The sequence below is a fragment of the Microvirga sp. genome (genome assembly GCF_014699075.1).
Taxonomy (GTDB): Bacteria; Pseudomonadota; Alphaproteobacteria; order Rhizobiales; family Beijerinckiaceae; genus Microvirga.
In genome coordinates, this window is record NZ_JACXAB010000004.1 from 204,304 (window position 1) to 224,511 (window position 20,208).

18 protein-coding genes and 2 pseudogenes are annotated in these 20,208 nt (G+C 62.6%); 7 read left to right on the forward strand and 13 right to left on the reverse strand.

Annotated elements, in window-relative coordinates; genetic code table 11:
- Positions 1–47: 47 nt before the first annotated feature.
- The 3 genes from IC232_RS08545 to IC232_RS08555 form a co-directional block, all read right to left on the reverse strand.
- A complete protein-coding gene (locus tag IC232_RS08545) occupies positions 48–1,649 on the reverse strand; it encodes an AMP-binding protein (RefSeq protein WP_190844506.1) in 1,602 nt (533 codons plus the stop codon).
- A 63-nt stretch (positions 1,650–1,712) separates the two neighbouring features.
- Positions 1,713–2,933: an acyl-CoA dehydrogenase family protein gene (locus IC232_RS08550; protein ID WP_190844507.1), complete on the reverse strand. Its 1,221-nt coding sequence runs from the start codon at positions 2,931–2,933 to the stop codon at positions 1,713–1,715.
- Positions 2,934–2,943: 10 nt separating this feature from the next.
- The gene (locus IC232_RS08555) at positions 2,944–3,708 is read right to left on the reverse strand and encodes an SDR family NAD(P)-dependent oxidoreductase (protein ID WP_409564892.1); all 765 of its coding nucleotides are present in this window, start codon (positions 3,706–3,708) and stop codon (positions 2,944–2,946) included.
- Between the two features lie 156 nt (positions 3,709–3,864).
- Here IC232_RS08555 and IC232_RS08560 point away from each other — a divergent pair, with 156 nt between their 5' ends.
- Positions 3,865–4,620, forward strand: coding sequence for a TetR/AcrR family transcriptional regulator (locus IC232_RS08560; RefSeq protein ID WP_312895130.1), 756 nt, complete (start codon positions 3,865–3,867; stop codon positions 4,618–4,620).
- 254 nt (positions 4,621–4,874) lie between these two features.
- Positions 4,875–5,411: pseudogene (locus tag IC232_RS08565) on the forward strand (glutathione S-transferase C-terminal domain-containing protein); the annotation flags it as partial.
- Positions 5,412–5,439: 28 nt separating this feature from the next.
- On the opposite strand, the gene IC232_RS08570 reads toward IC232_RS08565, so the two are convergent.
- On the reverse strand, positions 5,440–6,186 hold the full coding sequence (locus tag IC232_RS08570) for an extensin family protein (protein WP_190844510.1): 747 nt from the start codon (positions 6,184–6,186) through the stop codon (positions 5,440–5,442).
- Positions 6,187–6,273: 87 nt separating this feature from the next.
- On the opposite strand from IC232_RS08570, the pseudogene IC232_RS08575 reads away from it, so the two are divergent.
- Positions 6,274–7,134, forward strand: a pseudogene (locus IC232_RS08575) (EcsC family protein).
- 8 nt (positions 7,135–7,142) lie between these two features.
- Here the strand turns inward: IC232_RS08575 and IC232_RS08580 are convergent.
- From IC232_RS08580 to IC232_RS08590, 3 genes are all read right to left on the reverse strand, one after another.
- Positions 7,143–8,594 (reverse strand): SMODS domain-containing nucleotidyltransferase, encoded by a 1,452-nt coding sequence (locus IC232_RS08580; protein WP_190844511.1) that lies wholly within the window; start codon positions 8,592–8,594, stop codon positions 7,143–7,145.
- Complete coding sequence (locus tag IC232_RS08585) at positions 8,591–9,454, reverse strand: hypothetical protein (protein WP_190844512.1); 864 nt, start codon at positions 9,452–9,454, stop codon at positions 8,591–8,593. Before IC232_RS08585 ends, IC232_RS08580 begins: the two co-directional genes overlap by 4 nt.
- 384 nt (positions 9,455–9,838) lie before the next feature.
- Complete coding sequence (locus IC232_RS08590) at positions 9,839–13,543, reverse strand: vitamin B12-dependent ribonucleotide reductase (protein WP_190844513.1); 3,705 nt, start codon at positions 13,541–13,543, stop codon at positions 9,839–9,841.
- A 679-nt stretch (positions 13,544–14,222) separates the two neighbouring features.
- Between IC232_RS08590 and IC232_RS08595 the strand changes: the two genes are divergently transcribed.
- Positions 14,223–14,636, forward strand: a complete 414-nt coding sequence (locus tag IC232_RS08595; RefSeq protein WP_190844514.1) for an NADH:ubiquinone oxidoreductase subunit NDUFA12 — start codon at positions 14,223–14,225, stop codon at positions 14,634–14,636.
- Between the two features lie 26 nt (positions 14,637–14,662).
- The gene (locus IC232_RS08600; RefSeq protein WP_190844515.1) at positions 14,663–14,890 is read left to right on the forward strand and encodes a hypothetical protein; all 228 of its coding nucleotides are present in this window, start codon (positions 14,663–14,665) and stop codon (positions 14,888–14,890) included.
- A 7-nt stretch (positions 14,891–14,897) separates the two neighbouring features.
- On the opposite strand, the gene IC232_RS08605 is transcribed toward IC232_RS08600, so the two are convergent.
- The 4 genes from IC232_RS08605 to IC232_RS08620 all read right to left on the reverse strand — a co-directional run bounded on the left by IC232_RS08605 (position 14,898) and on the right by IC232_RS08620 (position 17,458).
- Positions 14,898–15,515: a hypothetical protein gene (locus IC232_RS08605; protein WP_190844516.1), complete on the reverse strand. Its 618-nt coding sequence runs from the start codon at positions 15,513–15,515 to the stop codon at positions 14,898–14,900.
- A 75-nt stretch (positions 15,516–15,590) separates the two neighbouring features.
- Positions 15,591–16,295: a DUF899 family protein gene (locus tag IC232_RS08610; RefSeq protein ID WP_190844517.1), complete on the reverse strand. Its 705-nt coding sequence runs from the start codon at positions 16,293–16,295 to the stop codon at positions 15,591–15,593.
- A 21-nt stretch (positions 16,296–16,316) separates the two neighbouring features.
- Positions 16,317–17,093 (reverse strand): VOC family protein, encoded by a 777-nt coding sequence (locus tag IC232_RS08615; protein WP_190844518.1) that lies wholly within the window; start codon positions 17,091–17,093, stop codon positions 16,317–16,319.
- An 11-nt stretch (positions 17,094–17,104) separates the two neighbouring features.
- Positions 17,105–17,458, reverse strand: coding sequence for a DUF1428 domain-containing protein (locus IC232_RS08620; RefSeq protein WP_190844519.1), 354 nt, complete (start codon positions 17,456–17,458; stop codon positions 17,105–17,107).
- 108 nt (positions 17,459–17,566) lie between these two features.
- Between IC232_RS08620 and IC232_RS08625 the strand changes: the two genes are divergently transcribed.
- Together IC232_RS08625 and IC232_RS08630 are read left to right on the forward strand one after the other, a co-directional pair.
- On the forward strand, positions 17,567–18,022 hold the full coding sequence (locus IC232_RS08625) for a MarR family winged helix-turn-helix transcriptional regulator (protein WP_190844520.1): 456 nt from the start codon (positions 17,567–17,569) through the stop codon (positions 18,020–18,022).
- 150 nt (positions 18,023–18,172) lie between these two features.
- Positions 18,173–18,790, forward strand: coding sequence for a DUF2155 domain-containing protein (locus tag IC232_RS08630; RefSeq protein WP_190844703.1), 618 nt, complete (start codon positions 18,173–18,175; stop codon positions 18,788–18,790).
- Here the strand turns inward: IC232_RS08630 and aat are convergent.
- Positions 18,787–19,461, reverse strand: coding sequence for a leucyl/phenylalanyl-tRNA--protein transferase (gene aat, locus IC232_RS08635; protein ID WP_190844521.1), 675 nt, complete (start codon positions 19,459–19,461; stop codon positions 18,787–18,789). The genes IC232_RS08630 and aat overlap by 4 nt on opposite strands.
- A gap of 89 nt (positions 19,462–19,550) precedes the next feature.
- Positions 19,551–20,123, reverse strand: coding sequence for a class I SAM-dependent methyltransferase (locus IC232_RS08640; RefSeq protein ID WP_190844522.1), 573 nt, complete (start codon positions 20,121–20,123; stop codon positions 19,551–19,553).
- Positions 20,124–20,208 lie beyond the last annotated feature (85 nt).

Sequence of the window (20,208 nt, forward strand, 5' to 3'; positions counted from 1 at the left end):
GTCTTTCCGTCATCGCCGAGCCCTCGGCATGCACGTTCCTAAAGTCCTCAGGTGTCGCCAGAGGAGCGTAGTTCCGACCTGAGCTGGAATTTCTGCACCTTGCCGGTGGCAGTCTTGGGAATGGAGCAAAACACGAACTTGCGCGGGATTTTGAAGCCCGCCAGACGGGTGCGGCAGAAGGCAGTGAGGTCCTCGGGCGTGGAGGTCATGCCATCCTTTAGTTCGACGAACGCGCACGGGATCTCGCCCCACTTGTCGTCGGGTGCCGCAACGACTGCGGCGAGCAGAACGGCCGGGTGTTGATGCAGAACACTCTCGATTTCGAGGCTCGAAATGTTCTCGCCGCCTGAGATGATGATGTCCTTGGACCTGTCCTTAATCTCTACGTAACCGTCAGGATGCCGGACGGCCAGATCGCCCGTGTGAAACTCACCTCCGGAAAAAGCTTTGTCCGTCGCGGCCTCGTCTCCGTAATAGCCCGCCATGAGTGTATTGCCGCGCAGCATGATTTCACCGACCGATACGCCGTCGCTCGGCACATCCGCGCCTTGCGGATCGACGACCCTCACGCGGCTCGCCGTGAGGTGGCGAACTCCCTGCCGGGCGAGGGCGCGTGCCTTGTCTTCGTCGTCAGCCAGAATCCAGTCCTCACGCAGCGCGCAAAGGGTCGCGGGACCGTATGATTCGGTGAGGCCGTAGAGATGGATCAACTCGAAGCCCAAAGCATCAAGTTGCCTGATGAGTGCGCTGGTCGGCGATGCGCCTCCGGTTGCCAGGAGCACGCGTCGGGAGGGATCGCGCAGGCTCCTGTCCTGATGGTTGAGTAGCATGTAAAGAACTACAGGCGCACAGGCCAGGTGAGTGACCCGGTGCTCCTCAATGGCGCGGAAGATCGCCGGTGGTTCAATCCGCTCGAGGCACACATGCGTCCCTCCCGCCGCGGTGATTGCCCATGTATGGCACCACCCATTGCAATGGAACATGGGCAGCGTCCACAGATAAACCGAATTGGTGTTGAAGCTCAGAGACACAAGATTGCCGAGCGCGTTCAGGTAAGCGCCCCGGTGATGGTAGACCACGCCTTTAGGGTTGCCCGTCGTGCCTGAAGTATAGTTGAGGCAGATCGGCTGCCACTCGTCCGTTACGGCATCCGCCGTGATGGGATCGGGCGCCTCGGTCCCAATGAGGGCATCGAAGCCTTCGCTGTCCCCTGAGCCACCGGACAGAAGCAGGATGCGCACAGCCATGCCGGAGGCGGCCTGCCGCACCACGTCGACGCACGTCGGATCGACGATGACGATCCGGCTTTCGGAATGTTTGAGAATGTAGTTGACGGTGCTGACGTCGAGCCGGGTGTTGATGGTGTTGAGCACCGCGCCCGTCATGGGAACAGCATAATGAGACGCCAGCATCTCGGGACGGTTCGTCGACATAATCGAAACCGTGTTGCCGGGCATGATGCCGAAGCGGCGAAGCATGGCAGCAAAGCGCCCCACGAGATCGCCGAAGGCGCGGTAGGTGTATTGCTGGGCGCGCCAGATTACGGCGATCTTCTCGGGATAGATAGAAACGGTACGTTCCAGAAAATCAAGCGGGGTCAGCGGTCTGAAGTTCGCTGCGCGCGGGGCGAGGTGCTTCTCATGGCTCATGTCGACTAGTCCCAAGATCCTAGTGGTGCCCCTTCGTCGAGCTTATTCGCGTTACCTCTCTCTTCAAGAGGACCCCGCATTGACCTCGACGGGCCAATGCCAGAAATCCGAACTCTCGGAGGTGAGGAACCGGTTGAGCACCATGCGGTGCACCTCGTCCGCTCCATCGACTAAGCGGGCTTGGCGCGCATAACGGTAGATCCACTCCAGAACCGTATCCTTGGAATAGCCGCGCGCGCCGTTGATCTGGATGCCAGTGTCGGCCGCCTGATGCAGCACGTTCGCCACATGGAGCTTGGCCATGGAGACTTCCTTGCGGGCGAAGCTGCCCCGGTCAAGTTCCCAAGCTGCCTTCATGACGAGCAGGCGCCCGATCTCGATCTGAAGCGCAAGGTCGCCCAGCATGAGCTGGATGCTTTCCCGGTCGGCCAGACGCTGGCCAAAACCCGTGCGCTCCGCCGCATAAGCTTGGGCAATCTCCACGCTCCGCTTTGAGAGGCCGAGCCAGCGCATGCAATGGGTCAGGCGGGCAGGGCCTAGACGGATCTGTGTGGCCTTAAGGCCTTGGCCCTCTCCAATGAGCACGTTCTCCTCCGGGATCTCGAGCCCGGTGAAGGCAATCTCGCAATGGCCGCCATGCTCCTCAGGCCCCATGATCGGGATGCGCCGCAGGATCTCCCAGCCCGGCTCGTCCTTGTGGAACAGGAAGGCGGTCAGGCCATAACGCGGGTCGTCTGACGTGCGGGCGATCAGGATAAAGTGGCTGGCTTCGTCGGCTCCTGTGATGAACCACTTGCGCCCATTCACCACATAGGTGCCGCCCCGCTTCTCTGCGCGGGTCTGGATCATGCTCGGGTCGGAGCCGCCGCCGGGATGAGGCTCGGTCATCGCAAAGGCGGAGCGCACGTCGCCGCGCACGATGGGCTGAAGCCAACGTTCCTTCTGGTCGGGTGTGCCCACAGCCTCGAGCAGCATCATGTTGCCGTCATCGGGAGCCGCAGAGTTGAACACCACAGGGCCGAAGATCGAGCGGTTCATCGCCTCGTAGCACACCGCCATGCCAACCTTGTCGAGACCGGCGCCCCCGGTCTCAGGCTTAAGCTGCAGGCACCAGAGGCCCTCGGCCTTAGCCCTATCGCGCAGCCGCTGAAGCAGATCGAGGCTGATGTTCTCGTGCTCGTCGAAGGAGACAGGTTCGGACTCGAGTGGGATGAGCTCCCGCTCCACAAAAGCGTCAATACGTGAGCGGTAGTCCTCGATCCTCGGTGAAATATGGAAGTCCATGGGATTTCCTTTAGAGAGTGGATACGAGATGGCCGCCATCGACGGCAAGGGACGCACCGGTGATGTATGAGCCAGCATCCGAGCACAGGAGCAGGAGCGGCCCGTCAAGATCCTCTGGACGGCCGAGACGGCGCTGCGGAATGCGCTTGACCAGCGCCTGCCCCACCTCACTGGCAAAAAACTCCTGATTGAGGTTGGTTTCGATATAGCCGGGGCAGAGCGCGTTCACACGAATGCCGTAGCGCGCGAGTTCGAGCGCCATGGCTTTGGTGAGCTGCACGACGCCGGCCTTGGAGGCCGTGTAGGGCGCGACATAGCCTGCAACCCGCAGGCCCAGAATGGAGGCGATGTTGATGATAGTGCCGCCCCGGCCTTGCGTCTTCATGAGACGCGCCGCTCCTTGAGCGACGAGGAAGTTGCCTTTGAGGTTCGTGTCGACCACCTGATCCCATTCCTGCTCGGAAAGATCGAGAACGGACCGGGTCGTCGTAACGCCAGCGTTGTTGATGAGGATGTCGAACCCACCCATCAACCCGATGTCGGAGAAGAGACGGCTGACGCTGGCGCTGTCGGTGACGTCAAGCTGTAGGGCGCTGGCCTGCCCGTCCGCGGCGGTGATTTCGCCGCAGAGGCTCTCGAGAGATTGCGTGCGTCTCGCCGCGACGATCACTTTCGCTCCGGCCCGCGCCAGAACCTGCGCGAAGTGGCGGCCAAGCCCACTGGAGGCTCCTGTCACGAGAGCCGTGCGGCCGTTCAGGTTCAACTCCACAGTCACAGGCGTTCCTCCATGCGCTTTTGTGAGCGAGCGCTCGTTTTTTGTTGATGTTGATGTTATAGGAGGTAGAGTGTCAAGGGAAAGATTGATCATCAAGCGCCCGCAGGACACTGCCTCTGGCAAATGCGGCGTCTGCCATTCAAGGAGACCTGTTTCGTGGCCTTCGAGTTCGCATCGGCTCGGGAAGCAACCTCATCCGCGGCATCGGAAAACATCCTGTCCTTAAAGGCTTTTCAGGCGGAGTATGACTTCTCGCTTGAGGCAATCTGCGCTCGCATGCTCGACAGGCACCGAGACACGATCCGCACGCAGAAACCCCACATTGCCGTCACGAAGCTCGCCAGGATCATCCGGACCACTCTGATGTTGAGCAATCGCAAGGGTTTTCATTCCATGAGCCTGCGGGAGCTCGCTAAAGTGTCTGGGTTAAGCATGGGCGCGCTCTATACCTACTTCGACAGCAAGGATACGCTGTTGATGATGATCCTGGGCGAAGTGTCGTCGGCCGTGTCCACCGCCCTTGGCTGCCCGCCGGCATCGCTCGCCGACGACCCAGTACGCCGCCTGCGATGGCTGCTTGAGACCCATGTCTACCTGACCGAAACTATGCAGCCCTGGTTTCTCTTTGCCTACATGGAAGCTAAGGCCTTCTCGAAGGAAGGGCGCGAAAAAGCCAGGCGTAGCGAACTAGCCACCGAAGCCATGATCGCCGACGCTCTTGCGGACGTTGTCCGGCGCAAGCAGGCCTCCGTGCCCAACGTCGAGCTGACTGCGGCACTCATCAAGCCGCTGCTGCAGGACTGGTATGTGAAGCGTGGCAAATACCGTCGCCGCGGTGTCACGCCCGAGCAATACGTGGAAGCGGTCGCAGGCTTTGTGCAAGGTGCTATTTCACTTCGACGAGGAGCTTGAGCCGTACCTTAGGCAGTGCACACATGGCCTCCAAGAGGCTACAGGAGGTCGCAGCCATCAGAAGGAGTTCAGGGCACGAATTGCCGCCGAGCCTTCGATGCTCAGGCCTAAGCATTTTTGGTTCTTGTGCCGAAAATTACAATCTGCTTTGGCCGAGGAATTTTGCAATGACGTCGCTTTCAGCTCCAAGTCCTGGTTCAGGTGACCGCAGAGCGGGCATGCAAGGAGCAGGGGACATCACCACTTGAGGATTCCCGCGCCCGATCCGGGTCTTGGCGTCCGGCGCGATCCTGCTGTATCTCGCGGAGAAGTTCGGAGCCTTCCTCCCAGCGGAAGCCGACCCGCGTGCCGAATGCCTGTCCTGGCTGTTCTGGCAGATGGGAAGTGCTCCCTATCTGGGCGGAGGCTTCGGGCACTTCTATGCCTACGCGCTAGTGAAGATTGCGTATGCAATCGATCGGTTCGCAATGGAGACGAAGCGGCTGCTCGACGTGCTCGACCGACGGCTTGCGGACAACGAATTTGTGGCAGGATCTGAGTACACGATCGCCGACATGGCCATCTGGCCGTGGTACGGCGGCCTGGTTCAGGGACGTCTGTACGAGGCGGGCGAGTTTCTGTCCGTGCAGAACTACCAGCACGTCCGGCGCTGGGCTGGGGCGATCGGCGCTCGCCCCACCGTCAAGCGGGGGAGGATCGTCCACCGTGCCTTCGGCGAGCCCTCCGAGCAGTTGCACGAACGTCATGACGCCAGCGACTTCGATACCATGACCCAGGACAAGGCGGCCGCCCGGGGTAGCAACCGGGAGGGATCATCGCCTATTGGCAGATGCGGTAACGGTCGCTGGATCCGTGTTGCTCGATGTCGACGTGCAGGTGATCGTGATGCGCCTCGTCCGAACCGGGACCGAGGATCGTCGTGAACCAGCCGCAGGCCGCGGTCCGCAGGGCTGCGAGTGCCGGATCCGGCGCGGTGTTCGCTTCGGGCTTAATGCGCAAGGTCGTCCCGTTGGCGAGGTCGAAGCCGGCGATGTCGATCGCCAGCCCTTGGGCATGGGCCGAGAGTTTGCCTGTGGTCGACCGGTTCCGGTTGCGGCACTCGAAACCGGGCCCGGTCTGGACGGCTTTCAGCTCGCTCCCCTTGATGCCGGCGACGAGCGGAGCCACGAGATCGCCGATCCAGTGACCGAACGGCCCGGCGAAACGGCAGGCCAGGACGGGCTGATTGGCCAGCCGGACAACTGTCTCAGGCTTGGTCGGAACCGGCACGGCCTTGAGCCGCACCGGCGTCTCGATCCGGCAGAGCTCGTTCGAGACCTGGGGTGGCTCCGCAGGCTCGATCTCGAACCCGACCGCCTTCAGGACGGCTAGGCAATCCTCGGCTGACGGGACAGCTGAAGGCGCGTCCGCCGTCGGCGCCGGTGGAGCCTGAGGTCGTGGGGCAGGGGGTGTCGCGGGAGAAGGAGTCTCGATGGGCCGTGGAGGCGGTAGAGGTGGCACCGGCTGGGCCATGGCGACTTGGGCCATCATCATGGGAACGACCGCCGCCGCGGATCTAATCAACATCGACTCCTCCCCCCCGCAGACCAACGCCAAGCTGCGTTGAAGGGTTGCGGGCTGTCCAAAGCAGTGCGGAATCGCCAGATAAGTAGGATGAGCCAGGAATTTCGCCGCCAGGAGCCCCTTCCGGCCTCGGCCACCCGCGCAGCGCCACCTGAGATCGCCCTCTCGGACGAGGATCGCGAGGCCTTGCGGCAGGCCGTGCTCGCGCTCGAGGGGCCGAGCTACGTCGCTCGCCTGGCGGCCCTGGCGGGCCGGCCAATCGAGCTGCTCGGGCAGGCGCTTCCGGTGCCGGTCTCCGGCCTGATCTCGTAGGCCACGCAGGCGGCGCTCACCCCTGCCTTGCGCTACGCGCTCAGGACGATTCCGAAGGAGGGCAGGGATCCCGAAACCCGAGTCCACAAGGCGCTGGCGGTCCTGTCCGGCGCCATGGGCGGGGCGCTCGGCGTCTCGGCGGTTCTGGTGGAGCTTCCGGTCTCGACCACGATCATGCTGCGGTCGATCGCCCGGATTGCGCAGAGCGAGGGCGAGGACCTTCAGGATCCCGAGACCGCGCTGGCCTGTGTCCAAGTCTTCGCCCTGGGCGGGCATTCCGGCTCCGACAACCTGCACGAGGCGGGCTACTTCGCCGTGCGGGCCGCGATGGCGAAGTCCGTCACCCGCGCCCTGCAGCAGATGGCCGGGCGCGGGGTCGTTGACGAGAGCGCCTCAGCCATCGTGCGCCTGCTGGCTCAGATCGGAGCCCGCTTCGGCGTGGTCGTTTCGCAGAAGGTCGCCGCCCAGGCCGTGCCGGTCGTCGGTGCGATCGGCGGCGCGGCCGTCAACGCTGCCTTCGTCTCTCACTTCCAGTCGCTGGCCCGCGGACACTTCACCGTGCGTCGACTGGAGCGGACCTACGGCAAAGGAACCGTCCGCCGGGAATACGAACGTATTCGAGCGTCAGAGACACACTAATTGGTCACTTACTCGATCACCACCTGGAAGGGGTTGCTCTTGGCAACAAGAACTTCGTCACGCTTGCGGATCACGAACGCCTCAACAAGGTGAACTCCACGGTATTTCAGGTGCTCCCAACGGGACTGCCCCGAGTCAGAGGGGTAGAAGTCACCACGTAGACATCGATCGTTGAAAGCGGCTAGATCCGTGTTGGTAACCCGCCATTCCACCCGGAACTCGGACGTACTCAGAGGGACACCTGTGGAGGTCGTCGCGGTGAAGTAAATCCAGTGGTTAGGAGGCAATGGCTCCAAGGTCTGGACACTTTTGAGTTTACCGAAACCCTGAGACTTATATAGCTCCGCCTTCACATGAACAGTGAAAACGGGTGAAGGGCTCTGACGCCAGCGTGGTCTCTGCATATGGGGGAGGGAACTGAACCCCGGCGGCAAGGCGCGGGAACCGAACTGCTTCACAGCAGCGACAAGGTCGCCAGTAAACAGGGCCGCTGTGCTGATCGACTCCTTGAGCACGGCGACCGCGGATCTGCTGACCGACTTTGCTTCCTCGACGACTACATCGGCAGCAAACTCGTCTCCAAACACGCGTCGCCACTTCGCTATACTTTCGTTTCTGTTCTGCTCAGAGTAGGCATCATCGATCCAGCCTCGATATTTGCTCACCATATTCCGGAAGTTCGTGTACTGGACGTCCGTCCAGCTGCTCGCAAAATCCTCCGATGATAGAAAGGGATTGGTTACCGAGGGCTTCTGAGGATTGACCTGAAGCCAGTCATCCATACGCCCAAAGATGGTCTTGAGGGCAGTTGGAGTGTCAGCGAATTCGCTCCCGAACTTATCACTGAACCTGATCCGGTAACCGAGAACGGTGGTGAGGAGGACGGATGAACAGGTAAAGGTCGTTTTGATGTCGCGCAGGTATTTTACGAGCCGCGTGACCTTCCTGAAGCTGTTGTTACCCGAATAAGAATTCTTCTCCGTCAGCCATTCGGTATACTGCCTCGGCTCACTGAGTTCGAAGGAGTCGCAATCCCGATTGCAGACTTCGAGGCGTTGGTACCCATCACGATTGATCAAACAGGGGGCGACGTCGATCTTGCGTTCGTTCGCGTAAGTAATCGTGATGCAGTGAGACCAGCGCCGGACCTTGTCTTTGTAGGTCCCATGGGTCTTGAATATGTTATAGAGTTCGTCGATATACTTCGACGCGCTCCATTCCTCCATCGGATGCACGAACACGAGCAGGTCGGCGTCGAACTCTCCGGAGTCGATGGGCTTGATTATGGTCCTGTGAGCCCAGGAGCCCTGCGGCATCCAGCTGTCGATCTCCGGCACCCAATCCGAGGCTTCGAGAACATCCTTGATTGCCTGAATGCTGGTCTCGAGTTGTGCGACTCGAGTGGAATTTAGGTTGACGACATCTTTGAGGAAGTCGTTGAACAGGTCGACGTGCTTCATGAGCTAACTTCCTCAGTGTCTTTTCGTACTTCGGCACGGTCAGCCAGATACTGTCTCCATTGCTGATTCAGACGACTCTCAAGCAATCGATACGCGAAGGGGACACTCTCTGGCGCGCTCTCTACTGCAGCGTTGTAATCGGCCATGATCAGGAGAACGTCGGTTTGTGGATACCGGCTGCGATCCGCAGCAACCAATCTCGCTCTGATGTTGTCGAGGGCTGAAGCTGATGAGCGATGTGCCAGAAGGGCGCCTAGAACGTCCGACGACATAATGAAGACGAGTACCGAGAGAAGTATTCGCGTGCCGACCATTGAGCCGTCTCGCTCCACCATAGGTATCGCGGTAAGAGCTATCACCCCAGCCAGCAAAGCGAAGACCAGGATTATCGCCAACATTGTCGAAGCACTGACGCGCTGCAGCTTGGCGCTGTAGAACGCAGATTCCTCCAGCATTTCGCCCAGCCGTGAAGAGCTGGGGGCGAGGTTGCTGGCGTAGTAATCCTTCTTCTCGAAGGCCTTGGCCTCCTCCGCTGTGACCGTGAGCCGTTCTCTCAAGTTCTGAATTTCGCTCGCAGAGAGCTGATCCTTCAGTCCGCCCATCAACATGGCTGCCCGACGGGCGGACTGGGCTGCGTTCCGGGCTGAGCCATAAAGCGTATTGAGGACCCACCAAGAGATGAGCAGTACGGTGCCAAGGACGGCAAGGACGTAGAGAAGGATCTCGTCCGCCACGACGACGGAGATCGCTGCTGGGACGGCGACAGCGAGTTGGGTGAAGAACATCCAGACCCGAAGCCGCGATGCCTTCGTGAATTCAGCCCTGAGATAACCCACGAGTGTTTCTGAATTGAGAATCATGGTGCACCTGTCGACGATCGACTGTGACGACTGCACCCACTGTCGAGCGCACCTTCAAGTCTCGTTCGCTAAATGTTCCATCAAGGGAGCTGCGGCAGGTTTAATCTGCCGCAGCGCAGGAAGTGCAGGATCTGACAAGGCCTCGGGAAGCCGTGTGGGGGGCGGAAGGGAAGTTCACCCCCTCAGAAGGGAAGAACTATCCGTGCCGCCACATCGGAATAACCGGTTTCTCCCTAACTGCACCCGGTTGTGCTTCCGCATGTATCACAGTCCGAACACCTGCCCGTTTCCGCCCAGACCCTGCACAACATCGTTATGGGCGACGTCGTGCAGAGAATTGGATTAAAAGACGGCTTTATGGGCGACACAGCACTAGCTCTATGCTTACGAGCACCCCGTCGTGCTGCCGCAAGTATCGCACTTTAAGCACGTCCCATTTCGCACCAGCGTGAAGTTGGCGCATTCGGGGCAGGCTTCGCCGACATAGCCCTTCATCTTGGCCTCGGCGCGCCGGTCGGCGACGGACGGGGCCGTGAAGGCGAGCTTGGACATCTCGGCTTCGCCGACCGGCTTCTCCTCCGCCTGCACGGCAGGCTGCGGGAGTTCAGCCTTGAGCGCGTTCGCGCCGACCGTCATGCCGGTGGTGCGCTGAGTCACGCCCGTGGCGCTGCCACCGCCGCCGGGGATGAGCATGAGGCGGTCGGAATTGCCGCGCACGAAGCCGCGGGACACGATGGCCGTGGCGGGGGCGGGCTCCGGCGCCTTCGACTGGTCCTCGCCCTTGCCGATGGTGGTGGGGCCTGCTTCCGACGGGTCCACGTGGGCGAGATCGTTGCGGCCGAGATAGGACACGGCGAGCTCGCGGAACACGTAGTCGAGGATCGAGGTGGCGCTCTTGATGCGCTCGTTGCCCTGGACGAAGCCGGCGGGTTCGAAGCGCGTGAAGGTGAAGGCCTCCACGTATTCCTCCAGCGGTACGCCGTATTGCAGGCCGAGCGAGATCGCGATGGCGAAGTTGTTCATCATGGCCCGGAAGGCGGCGCCTTCCTTGTGCATGTCGATGAAGATCTCGCCGAGGCGTCCGTCGTCGTATTCGCCGGTGTGGAGATACACCTTGTGGCCGCCGACCACGGCCTTCTGGATGTAGCTCTTGCGGCGGTCCGGCATCTTCTCGCGCTCGCGGATCCGCTCCACGCGCTCGATCACCTTCTCGACGATCTTCTCCGACACATGCGCCACCTTGGCGGCGGCCGGCATGGCGGCGAGTGCTTCCACCGCGTCGTCCGCATCCTCGTCCTCATCGGCGATGAGGGCGGAGTTCAGCGGCTGCGAGAGCTTGGAGCCGTCGCGGTAGAGGGCGTTCGCCTTGAGCGCCAGCTTCCAGGACAGCATGTAGGCGTTCTTGCAGTCCTCGACCGTGGCATCGTTGGGCATGTTGATGGTCTTGGAGATCGCACCCGAGATGAAGGGCTGCGACGCCGCCATCATGCGGATGTGGCTTTCCACCGAGAGGTAGCGCTTGCCGATCTTGCCGCACGGGTTGGCGCAGTCGAAGACCGGGTAATGCTCGACCTTGAGGAACGGCGCGCCTTCCAGGGTCATCGCTCCGCAGATGTGGATGTTGGCGGCTTCCACATCGGCCTTCGAGAAGCCGAGGAACGACAGCAGGTCGAAGGACGGATCGTTGAGCTTCTCGGCCGGCGCTTTGAGCGTGCCGGTGAGGAAGTCCTCGCCGAGCGTCCAGCGGTTGAACACGAACTTGATGTCGAAGGCCGATTTCAGGCCCTTCTCCACCGCGTCGATCTTGTCGTCCGTGAAGCCCTTGGCGCGGAGCGAGCCGGGGTTGACGGCGGGCGCCTGCTTCATGGAGCCGTGGCCGACCGCATAGGCCTCGATCTCGGCGATCTCGTGCTCACGGTAGCCGAGCGCGCGCAGCGCATCGGGCACCGCCCGGTTGATGATCTTGAAGTAGCCGCCGCCGGCGAGCTTCTTGAACTTCACGAGGGCGAAGTCGGGCTCGATGCCGGTGGTGTCGCAATCCATCACGAGGCCAATCGTGCCGGTGGGCGCGATGACGGTGGATTGCGCGTTGCGGTAGCCGTTCTTCTCGCCGAGCTGGAGGGCCTTGTCCCAGGCGCGCTTGGCATGGGCGACGAGGTCTTGGTCGGGGCAGGAGGCGTGATCGAGCGGGACCGGGTTGACGGCTAGGCCCTCATACCCTTGCGCCTCGCCATGGGCCGCGCGGCGGTGGTTGCGGATCACGCGCAGCATGTGCTTCGCGTTGGCCTTGTAGTTCGGGAACGGCCCGAGTTCACCGGCCATCTCGGCCGAGGTGGCATAGGACACGCCGGTCATGACCGCCGTGATCGCGCCGCCGAGAGCGCGGCCGGCGTCCGAATCGTAGGGCAGGCCCATCGTCATGAGCAGTCCGCCGATATTGGCAAAGCCCAGGCCGAGCGTGCGGTACTCGTAGGAGAGCTGCGCGATCTCCTTGGATGGGAACTGCGCCATCATCACGGAGATTTCGAGCACCACGGTCCAGAGGCGGCAGGCATGCTCGAAGGATTCCGCGTCGAACTTGTGGTTCTGGCGGTCGAAGAACTGCAGCAGGTTGGCCGAGGCCAGGTTGCAGGCCGTGTCGTCCAGGAACATGTATTCCGAGCAGGGGTTCGACGCCCTGATGCGGCCACCGGCGGGGCTGGTGTGCCAGTCGTTCATGGTGGTGTTGAAGTGCAGGCCGGGATCGGCGGACGCCCAGGCGGCGTGGCCGATCTGCTCCCACAGGTCGCGGGCCTTGAGGGTCTTCACCACCTTGCCGTCCTTGCGGGCGGTGAGGTGCCAGTCCGCGTCGTTCTCGACGGCGCGCAGGAAGTCGTCGGTGAGCGAGACGGAGTTGTTGGAGTTCTGGCCGGAGACAGTCAGATACGCTTCCGAATCCCAATCGGTGTCGTAGACGGGGAAGTCGATATCCGTGTAGCCCTGCTTGGCGAACTGGATGACGCGCTTGATATAGTTGTCCGGGATCTGCACCCGGCGGGCCAGCTTGATTTCCTTCTTCAGGGCCGGGTTCTTCTCCGGATCGAAGCAGGCATCGCCTTCGGCCTCGCAGTTGATGCAGGCCTTCATGATGGCCTTGAGGTGCTTGGCGGCGAGCTTGGAGCCGGTGACCAGCGCGGCGACCTTCTGCTCTTCCTTCACCTTCCAGTCGATGTAGCTCTCGATATCCGGGTGATCGACATCGACCACCACCATCTTGGCGGCGCGGCGGGTGGTGCCGCCCGACTTGATCGCGCCGGCAGCCCGGTCGCCGATCTTGAGGAAGCTCATGAGGCCGGACGAGCGGCCGCCGCCGGAGAGTTTTTCGCCCTCGCCGCGCAGCTTGGAGAAGTTGGAGCCGGTGCCGGAGCCGTACTTGAACAGGCGCGCCTCGCGGACCCACAGGTCCATGATGCCGCCTTCGTTCACCAGATCGTCCTCGACGCCCTGGATGAAGCAGGCATGCGGCTGCGGGTGCTCGTAGGAGGACTTGGACTTGGTGAGCTTGCCGGTCTTGTAGTCCACGTAATAGTGGCCCTGACCGGGGCCGTCGATGCCGTAGGCCCAGTGCAGGCCGGTGTTGAACCATTGCGGGGAGTTCGGCGCCACCATCTGGTTGGCGAGCATGAAGCGTAGCTCGTCATAGAAGGCCCGGGCGTCTTCCTCGGACGAGAAATAGCCGCCCTTCCAGCCCCAATAGGTCCAGCAGCCGGCAAGACGGTCGAACACCTGCTTGGAGGAAATCTCGGAGCCGAGGCGCTGATCCTCGGGCAGTTGGCTGAGTGCGGCCTCGTCGGGAACGGAGCGCCACAGCCACGACGGGACGTCGTTCTCTTCCACCTTCTTCAGGCGGGACGGCACGCCGGCCTTGCGGAAATACTTCTGGGCCAGCACGTCCGAGGCCACCTGGCTCCAGGTCTCGGGAACCTCGATGTTCTCGAGCTTGAAGACCACCGAGCCATCCGGGTTGCGGATCTCGCTCGTGGCGAGCCGGAAGGCAAGGGAGGAATAAGGCGATTGGCCAGACTTCGTATAACGCCGCTCGATCCGCATAGGTCACATCCTAAGTATTGAGGACAAACGTCCCCATGGCCGCGATTTGCCCCGCAGCTCATCAGCCCAAATTATTGTTCGACGCCCCAACGATCCGTTCTTTGCCGGATCGCCCACGCAACACGCCTGAGTTACGGTCCCCTTCGGGCGTCACAGGTGGCGCGGCAACATGGTTGCCACGGGCTCTGACGCCTGCTCTGGGGAGTGTTCAACCGGCCTTTTCGGGTCGGCTGCCGGTCTCTGGTCGGCACCCCGGCAAGCTAGTCGTGTTGCGAGCCTCACGTCAAGAACTAGTGTCGCGGCTCACGGTTCCGAACTACATGTTGTGTGTAGCTGTGAGAATTGTGGATAACAATGGCCCTTCCGGCTAAGCCTCTCAGACTCCTCCGAGAATCCGTTCCCGTTTTTTGCAATGGCCAAGCTTCGCCGGCTCAGGGACCCATGTTGAGTCATGCTTAACGGCGGGTGGATGTTGTGCCGGCGCATCAATCCGTGGTCCACGGCTGCCGCGGCCGGCCCGGACCCGAAATGGCCTGATTGCGGGAAATTCCGCCCCCGCCCCTGGGGAAGAGGTGAACCCGAGAATCAGTGCGGGTTTTCGCGACTCAGAAGGCTGGACTTCACAGACCCTTGCGGCCATATTCCGCGCAACTTCACGAACCCCTCCGGCGGCAGCAGCATGAAAGAGTTTTTCACCCAGTTCTTCACCTGGTGGAACGGACAGACCCTCGGCACCCGATTCTTCACCTGGCGCAAGGGCGTGTTCGTGGGCACGGACGAGTTCGGCAACACCTACTACCGCTATGTGCAGGCGCAGGCGATCGACTCGAACGTGGGCGCCGAGCGCCGGTGGGTCGTCTATAACGGCGATGCCGATGCTTCGAAGGTGCCGCCCGGCTGGCGCGCCTGGCTGTGCCACAACGGCGACGTGCCCCCGAGCGAGGAAGCCTATCAGCCGCATCCGTGGGAAAAGCCCTATGTGCCGAACATGACCGGCACGGTCCACGCCTACCGGCCGCAAGGGTCCCAGCTCGGGTCCGGCCAGCGCCCGGCCGCCACCGGCGATTACGTGCCGTGGACGCCCGGCGAGTGAGGCTCCAGGCAGCCTCCTGATCCCTCATGCTGAAGAAAACCCAGGCCCGCACCTGCATCGAGTGCGGGCTGCCCTATGGCCATCCCAACTTCACCTATCATGCCGGGCGCATTGAGAGCGGTCCGGCCTATTGGTCGGAGCGGGGTCTTCTCTGTTCGCATGCCTGCTCGACGGCGCATTTCGAGAAGCGCGTGAAGGCGGGCGACCCGATGACAGAGCCGGCGCCAAACCCAATCGAGCAGGATTGGCCCTGAGACGTCTTCAACCCTTCGGGTGAAAATAGGATTGGCGCCTCACAGGTGCCTCGGCAAATAGGCTGAAGGCCTGAATCACGTGACCTCGCGGCACCTCGACCCCTCGCGCAACGCCTGCACCTTTTAGAACACCACCGCGCTCGTCAGGCTCCGGATCGCGGTAAGTGCCGCCATCGCCCAGGGTGCAGTTCTGGCAGCGGATCGGACCCAGGATCTGAGCGCCGCGGCCAATGCGGTTCGATTGAGTCAGCGATCCGCCGCCGAGGAGGCGGGCACCATCACCGATCTCGATGACCTCGCCTGAGCCGGCCTTGATCGTGAAGCCGCCTTCCTCGCCGAGCTCGGCACCCGCTCCGACAGCGACCTTTCCGCCGCTGGCGACGATGCGCGTTCCGGGGAAGAGATTCGTGCCCCGTCCGATTGCGATCCGGCCGAGATCCGAGGCCTGAAGGATGACGTTCGGCCAGAGAACAGAGCCGTCCTCCAACTGCACATTGGCGAATACGAGGACGGAGCCGGGATCCGGGATCAGAACGCCCAAATGGGCGAGGGCGGCGGTTTCCGCCAGCGACAGGAAGCCCAGCTGCATACGGGCAGCATCGCTTAGAGCTTGGGCTTCCGTCATGGCATCGTGGCTCCTGGGACTATCACAGACCTGGGAGCTTAGCGGATCGGCTGAGTTGGCAAAACCTGCGGGCTCTCACGCACCGTAATTCAGCTTGGGATACCAATCCGTGCCGCGGCCCTCGGGCGTCATGTCGAGCACGTTCCATAAGGGCGCGAGATCCGGGGCGCCGCGCGGGTCCTGGCCTGGATCGGCGGAATCGCCGGTCATCTCACCGCTCCAGAAATGCCGGATGGTGCCGTCGCGGCGCGAGAAGACGTTGAAGCTCGGGATCTCCGACCCGTCCGGCAGGACACCGTGGAAATCGCGGGAGTAATTGCCGTTGAGATCGGTGTAGAGCCGCAGGTTCGTCCAGCCGCGTTCCCGCTTCCAGGCGATCAGCCGCTCGATCGGCGAGCGCGCCACGACGGCGAGCGCCATGCGCTGCTGGATGTCGGCGCCGTTGCCTTCGAGCGCACCGAGCAGGTTGGTGCACATGGGGCAGGGGCGCTCGCGCTGCGGGCCGAACATGTAGGTGTAGACGGCGAGCGACTGCTTGTCGCCGAAGAGGTCGGCGAAACTCACCGGCCCGTTCTCTCCCTCGAAACGGTAATCGCCGGTCACCGCGCCGCCGGGCGGCAGGGCGCGGCGTTGGGCTGCGACACGCTCCAGATGGCGCCGCAGCTCGATCTCTTCCGCCAGCAGGGCTGCGCGCGCAGCGCGGTACTCGGCGCTCTCATTGGGAAAGCGCACCGGCGAGCGGCGCGCGAGTTCTTCGGCGGAAACGAGCGTGTCGGACATGGGATGCTCCTGGGGGCCGACTTACGATTTGCGCGGACCGACGAGGCCGAACAGGGCGCCCTGCGGATCGCCGGCCACGATGATGAAGACACCGCCCGGCACTTCGGCGGGGCCGTAGTGGATCGTGCCGCCATGGCCGGGCACGGCCTGTGCGGCAACATCGATGTCTTCGACGCCGAAATAGAACGTCCATAGGGGCGGCGGACCGTCTGGCGTGCGCTTCATCACGGCCCCGATGGTCCGGCCGCCGTGCTCGATGAACTGGTAGTCGCCCATCTCGCCCATGGGCATGGCATCACCCTTCTCCCAACCGAAGCGGCTCCGATAGAAGGCCAGCGCCGCCTGCGGGTCGCTGGTGGAAAGCTCATTCCAGTTGCAATGGCCGAACTTGCTTTGGTCAAATGCCGTGCTCGTTGCATCCACCGCGCCGCGCATGATGTAGAACATCACCCCTTGCGGATCGGACAGCATGGCGAAGCGCCCGACGCCCGGAATGTCGGTGGGCGGCATGTGCTGCGTGCCGCCGTCCCGCACGATATCGGCCGCGGCCGCATCGACATTCTCGACCGCGACATAGCCGAGCCACACCGGGCGCATTCCCGCGCTCTCGGCACCGGGAGGGAAGGGCATGAGGCCACCCACATCCGCGCCGTTGATCCCGAAGATCCGGTAATCCTGGTCGGATCCTTCCATCGAGCGGCTCTGCCAGCCGATCACCGCGCCGTAGAAGCGCGCGGCAGCGTCAGCGTCGTTCGTCAGAAGTTCGTACCAGCTGAAGTCGCCGTGCTGATTGGCCATGATACTGCTCCTTAGACGTCGAGGATCGGCATGAAGCCGCCGAAGATCATTCGCTTGCCGTCGAAGGGCATCTGCTGGCCCATCTCCTCCATGCGCGGATCGGTCATGATCTTCTGTTGGGCAGCGTCGCGGATTTCCTTGGAGGGATATTCGATCCAGCTGAACACCACGACCTCGTCGTCCTTGGCCTGCACGGCGCGGCGAAAGTCGGTCAGCTTTCCGTCCGGCACGTCGTCCCCCCAGCATTCGACCATCCGGGTGGCGCCGAACTCTTTGAACAGGGGCACCGCCTCGGCCGCGTGCTTCCGGTAAACTTCCTTCTTGTCGGCCGGTACGGCCAGCACGAACCCGTCCACATAAGCCATCGCGTCTCTCCCTTGCCACTTTGAACGGCTGGTTGGCGAAGCGTCCCGTCGTGACACTTCGTTGCATGTTCCTCTTGACATTTAGGTTGATATCAACATAAATAGGGCATGTCAAACGAGCAGGCGATTTCCTACGAGACAACCCATCTGGTGCGCGACACCTGCCTGTGCCTGCATGCGCAGCGGGCCGCCCGGGCCCTGTCGCGGCGCTTCGACGAGGCGCTGCGGCCGACAGGAATCACTTCGGGCCAGTTCTCCCTGCTGAACGCCCTCAACCGGCCCAAGCCCCCGCCGATCGGTCCCGTCGCGCAGCTTCTGGCCATGGACCGGACCACGCTCACCGCCGCCCTGAAGCCGCTCGAGCGGGATGGGTTCGTGACCATTGTCCGCGACCCGGACGACCGTCGCAGCCGGCTGCTCGGCCTCACGGACAAGGGGCGGGAGGCCCTGGCCGCAGCCGTCCCGATCTGGCGCGACCTCCACGCCGCCATCGAGGCGGGCTTGCCGGAGGTGCAGCCGGAGGTTCTTCGGGGCGGGCTCAGAGCGCTCTCGCAGGCAGGCTGATTTCCGGGGCAGGGCGGATCCCTGTCCTATCTTCCCGCCTTGCCCTTTTTCCATCATGGTTCACGTGCTATCGCGTTGCCGAACGGAACAAGGTGCGGCCGAGCTTGGCCGGACGAGAAACGCCAAATCGAACTTGGCCTGGACAGCATGATGACATTCGGATGGACGCGGGCGGCCCTGGTGCTCGCATCGCTACTCGGCAGCCTCGGCGCGGCGCAGGCGGACAGGATCAAGAATCCCACGGCCGTGTTCTCGGGGCTCGACAAGATCACCGGGCGCATCGTGTCATTCGAAGTGGCCGTCGATGAAACCGTCCAGTTCGGGGCGCTTCAGGTGACGGCGCGGGTCTGCTTCACCAAGCCGCCCACGGAAACGCCGAACACCACATCCTTCATCGAGGTGGACGAGCCCGGATCAGAGGGGAAGGCCAAGCGGGTCTTCTCGGGCTGGCTGTTTGCGGCGAGCCCGGGCCTGCACGGCCTCGAACACCCGGTCTACGACATCTGGCTCGTGGACTGCAAAGGCGGCACCGAGGTGATCGCCGAGCCCAAGGAAACCCCCGAGGAGCTGCCGCCCATCCAGGATGCGGCGCGCGGCCCAAACGATCCTGCGCGGCCCGGGGACATTACAACCCCGGCCGGCGGCACCGCCCCGCGTCCTCCCGCCGTCGAGACGGCACCCCTGCGGCAGCCGGCGCCGCAACAGCGCCAACCCCAACGCCGCCAGCCTGCAGCAGCGCCGGTCATCAATTCGGATCGCCCCAATTAAGGGGCGCTGAGGGCAGCGAGAACTTCCTCGCCGCTCACGATCCTGTCCCGGGGCAAGACGTTCCAGTCGGCCCCATGCTCCATGGCGCTGCGCAGCATCTGCTTGTAGGCCCGCCGCGGAACCTCGGTGGCGCCGAACTGCGCCAGGTGCGAGGTCACGAACTGGGTGTCCAGCAGCGAGAAGCCGCCGCGGCGCAGGCGCGCTACGAGATGCACGAGCGCCACCTTGGAGGCGTCGCGCTCCGTGTGGAACATGCTCTCGCCGAAAAAGGCGCCGTTCAGCCTGACCCCGTAAAGACCGCCGACGAGGCGGCCCTCCTGATAGACCTCCACCGTGTGGCAGTAGCCCGCATTGAAAAGCTCACCATAGAGCTCCCGGATCCGACGGCTGATCCAGGTCTTCTCCCGGTCGGCCGCGGGTGCCGCGCAACCGGCGATCACCGCGTCGAAGTTCTGGTCGACCCGGACTTCGAACATATCCGACCGGACGGTGCGGGCGAGGCGCTTGGAGACATGGAAGTCATCGAGGGGAATGATCCCCCGCTCACGCGGCTCCACCCAGAACAGGGACGGATCGTCCGCATCCTCCGCCATGGGAAAGATCCCGGCTGCGTAGGCTTTCAGCAGGATATCGGCGGTAATCTCGGGTGCATGGTCGGGAGAGTGGGGCATTCACCTACATATCTGATCAATCAGGCTGCCCTTCAAAATAGGATAGCTCAAACCCGAAGTCAGACCGGTGTCAGATAGATTTTGCCGAGTTAGTGAATCTCGGCATCGGTTTTCGGCAGTTTCGTCGCCAATCCCCACAGGTCGTATCTCTGCGGACGTCTCAATCCGAAGAATTTGCCGAAGCCGGCTCGGATACAGGCATCGCCGAGCGATTTCAGCGTGAAGCCCGTATGATGGGCCATATAGAGGTTGTCCTCCGCCATTGCGGGCCTGAAGCCATACATCATGTCGAGAGGAGCGACCGGCCCTCTGCCGCTGGTGTAGATCGGTGCTTCGATATCGCCCGAGGCCAGTCTCTCCCCGATCGTTTGAAGATCCGGACAGGTGAGGATCACGAAGCCGTCGGGTTTGAGGACCCGGCGCATCGACTGCAGCGCCACCGGCACTTCGTGCGGATAGAGATGCTCGATGTTGTGAGCCGAGTAGACCGCATCGAAGCTGTTCGACTCAACCTGGGACAACTCGGGAAGCTTATCGACGAGGTCCGGCTTTACGCTCCTGTCGATATCGAGCGTGACCTCTTCCCATTCGGGCGAGGCGAAAGCCTTGACGCTCTGATTTTTGCGCTTTGGGCCGCAACCGACATGAAGAAAGCGAGGCATGTGTTCATAGCCTCGCCTTCAATGACGCGGCCCTCTGTTCCGTTTTGGCGAGAATAGAGGGTCCGATATGTCATAACAAGACGTT

What these genes read in the sequence shown, in the direction of transcription:
- IC232_RS08545 (WP_190844506.1), bottom strand. Translation starts at nt 1,649, where the DNA reads ATGAGCCATGAGAAGCACCTCGCCCCGCGCGCAGCGAACTTCAGACCG.
- IC232_RS08550 (WP_190844507.1), bottom strand. Translation starts at nt 2,933, where the DNA reads ATGGACTTCCATATTTCACCGAGGATCGAGGACTACCGCTCACGTATT.
- IC232_RS08570 (WP_190844510.1), bottom strand. Translation starts at nt 6,186, where the DNA reads ATGTTGATTAGATCCGCGGCGGCGGTCGTTCCCATGATGATGGCCCAA.
- IC232_RS08580 (WP_190844511.1), bottom strand. Translation starts at nt 8,594, where the DNA reads ATGAAGCACGTCGACCTGTTCAACGACTTCCTCAAAGATGTCGTCAAC.
- IC232_RS08585 (WP_190844512.1), bottom strand. Translation starts at nt 9,454, where the DNA reads ATGATTCTCAATTCAGAAACACTCGTGGGTTATCTCAGGGCTGAATTC.
- IC232_RS08590 (WP_190844513.1), bottom strand. Translation starts at nt 13,543, where the DNA reads ATGCGGATCGAGCGGCGTTATACGAAGTCTGGCCAATCGCCTTATTCC.
- IC232_RS08595 (WP_190844514.1), top strand. Translation starts at nt 14,223, where the DNA reads ATGAAAGAGTTTTTCACCCAGTTCTTCACCTGGTGGAACGGACAGACC.
- IC232_RS08600 (WP_190844515.1), top strand. Translation starts at nt 14,663, where the DNA reads ATGCTGAAGAAAACCCAGGCCCGCACCTGCATCGAGTGCGGGCTGCCC.
- IC232_RS08605 (WP_190844516.1), bottom strand. Translation starts at nt 15,515, where the DNA reads ATGACGGAAGCCCAAGCTCTAAGCGATGCTGCCCGTATGCAGCTGGGC.
- IC232_RS08610 (WP_190844517.1), bottom strand. Translation starts at nt 16,295, where the DNA reads ATGTCCGACACGCTCGTTTCCGCCGAAGAACTCGCGCGCCGCTCGCCG.
- IC232_RS08615 (WP_190844518.1), bottom strand. Translation starts at nt 17,093, where the DNA reads ATGGCCAATCAGCACGGCGACTTCAGCTGGTACGAACTTCTGACGAAC.
- IC232_RS08620 (WP_190844519.1), bottom strand. Translation starts at nt 17,458, where the DNA reads ATGGCTTATGTGGACGGGTTCGTGCTGGCCGTACCGGCCGACAAGAAG.
- IC232_RS08625 (WP_190844520.1), top strand. Translation starts at nt 17,567, where the DNA reads ATGTCAAACGAGCAGGCGATTTCCTACGAGACAACCCATCTGGTGCGC.
- IC232_RS08630 (WP_190844703.1), top strand. Translation starts at nt 18,173, where the DNA reads ATGACATTCGGATGGACGCGGGCGGCCCTGGTGCTCGCATCGCTACTC.
- aat (WP_190844521.1), bottom strand. Translation starts at nt 19,461, where the DNA reads ATGCCCCACTCTCCCGACCATGCACCCGAGATTACCGCCGATATCCTG.
- IC232_RS08640 (WP_190844522.1), bottom strand. Translation starts at nt 20,123, where the DNA reads ATGCCTCGCTTTCTTCATGTCGGTTGCGGCCCAAAGCGCAAAAATCAG.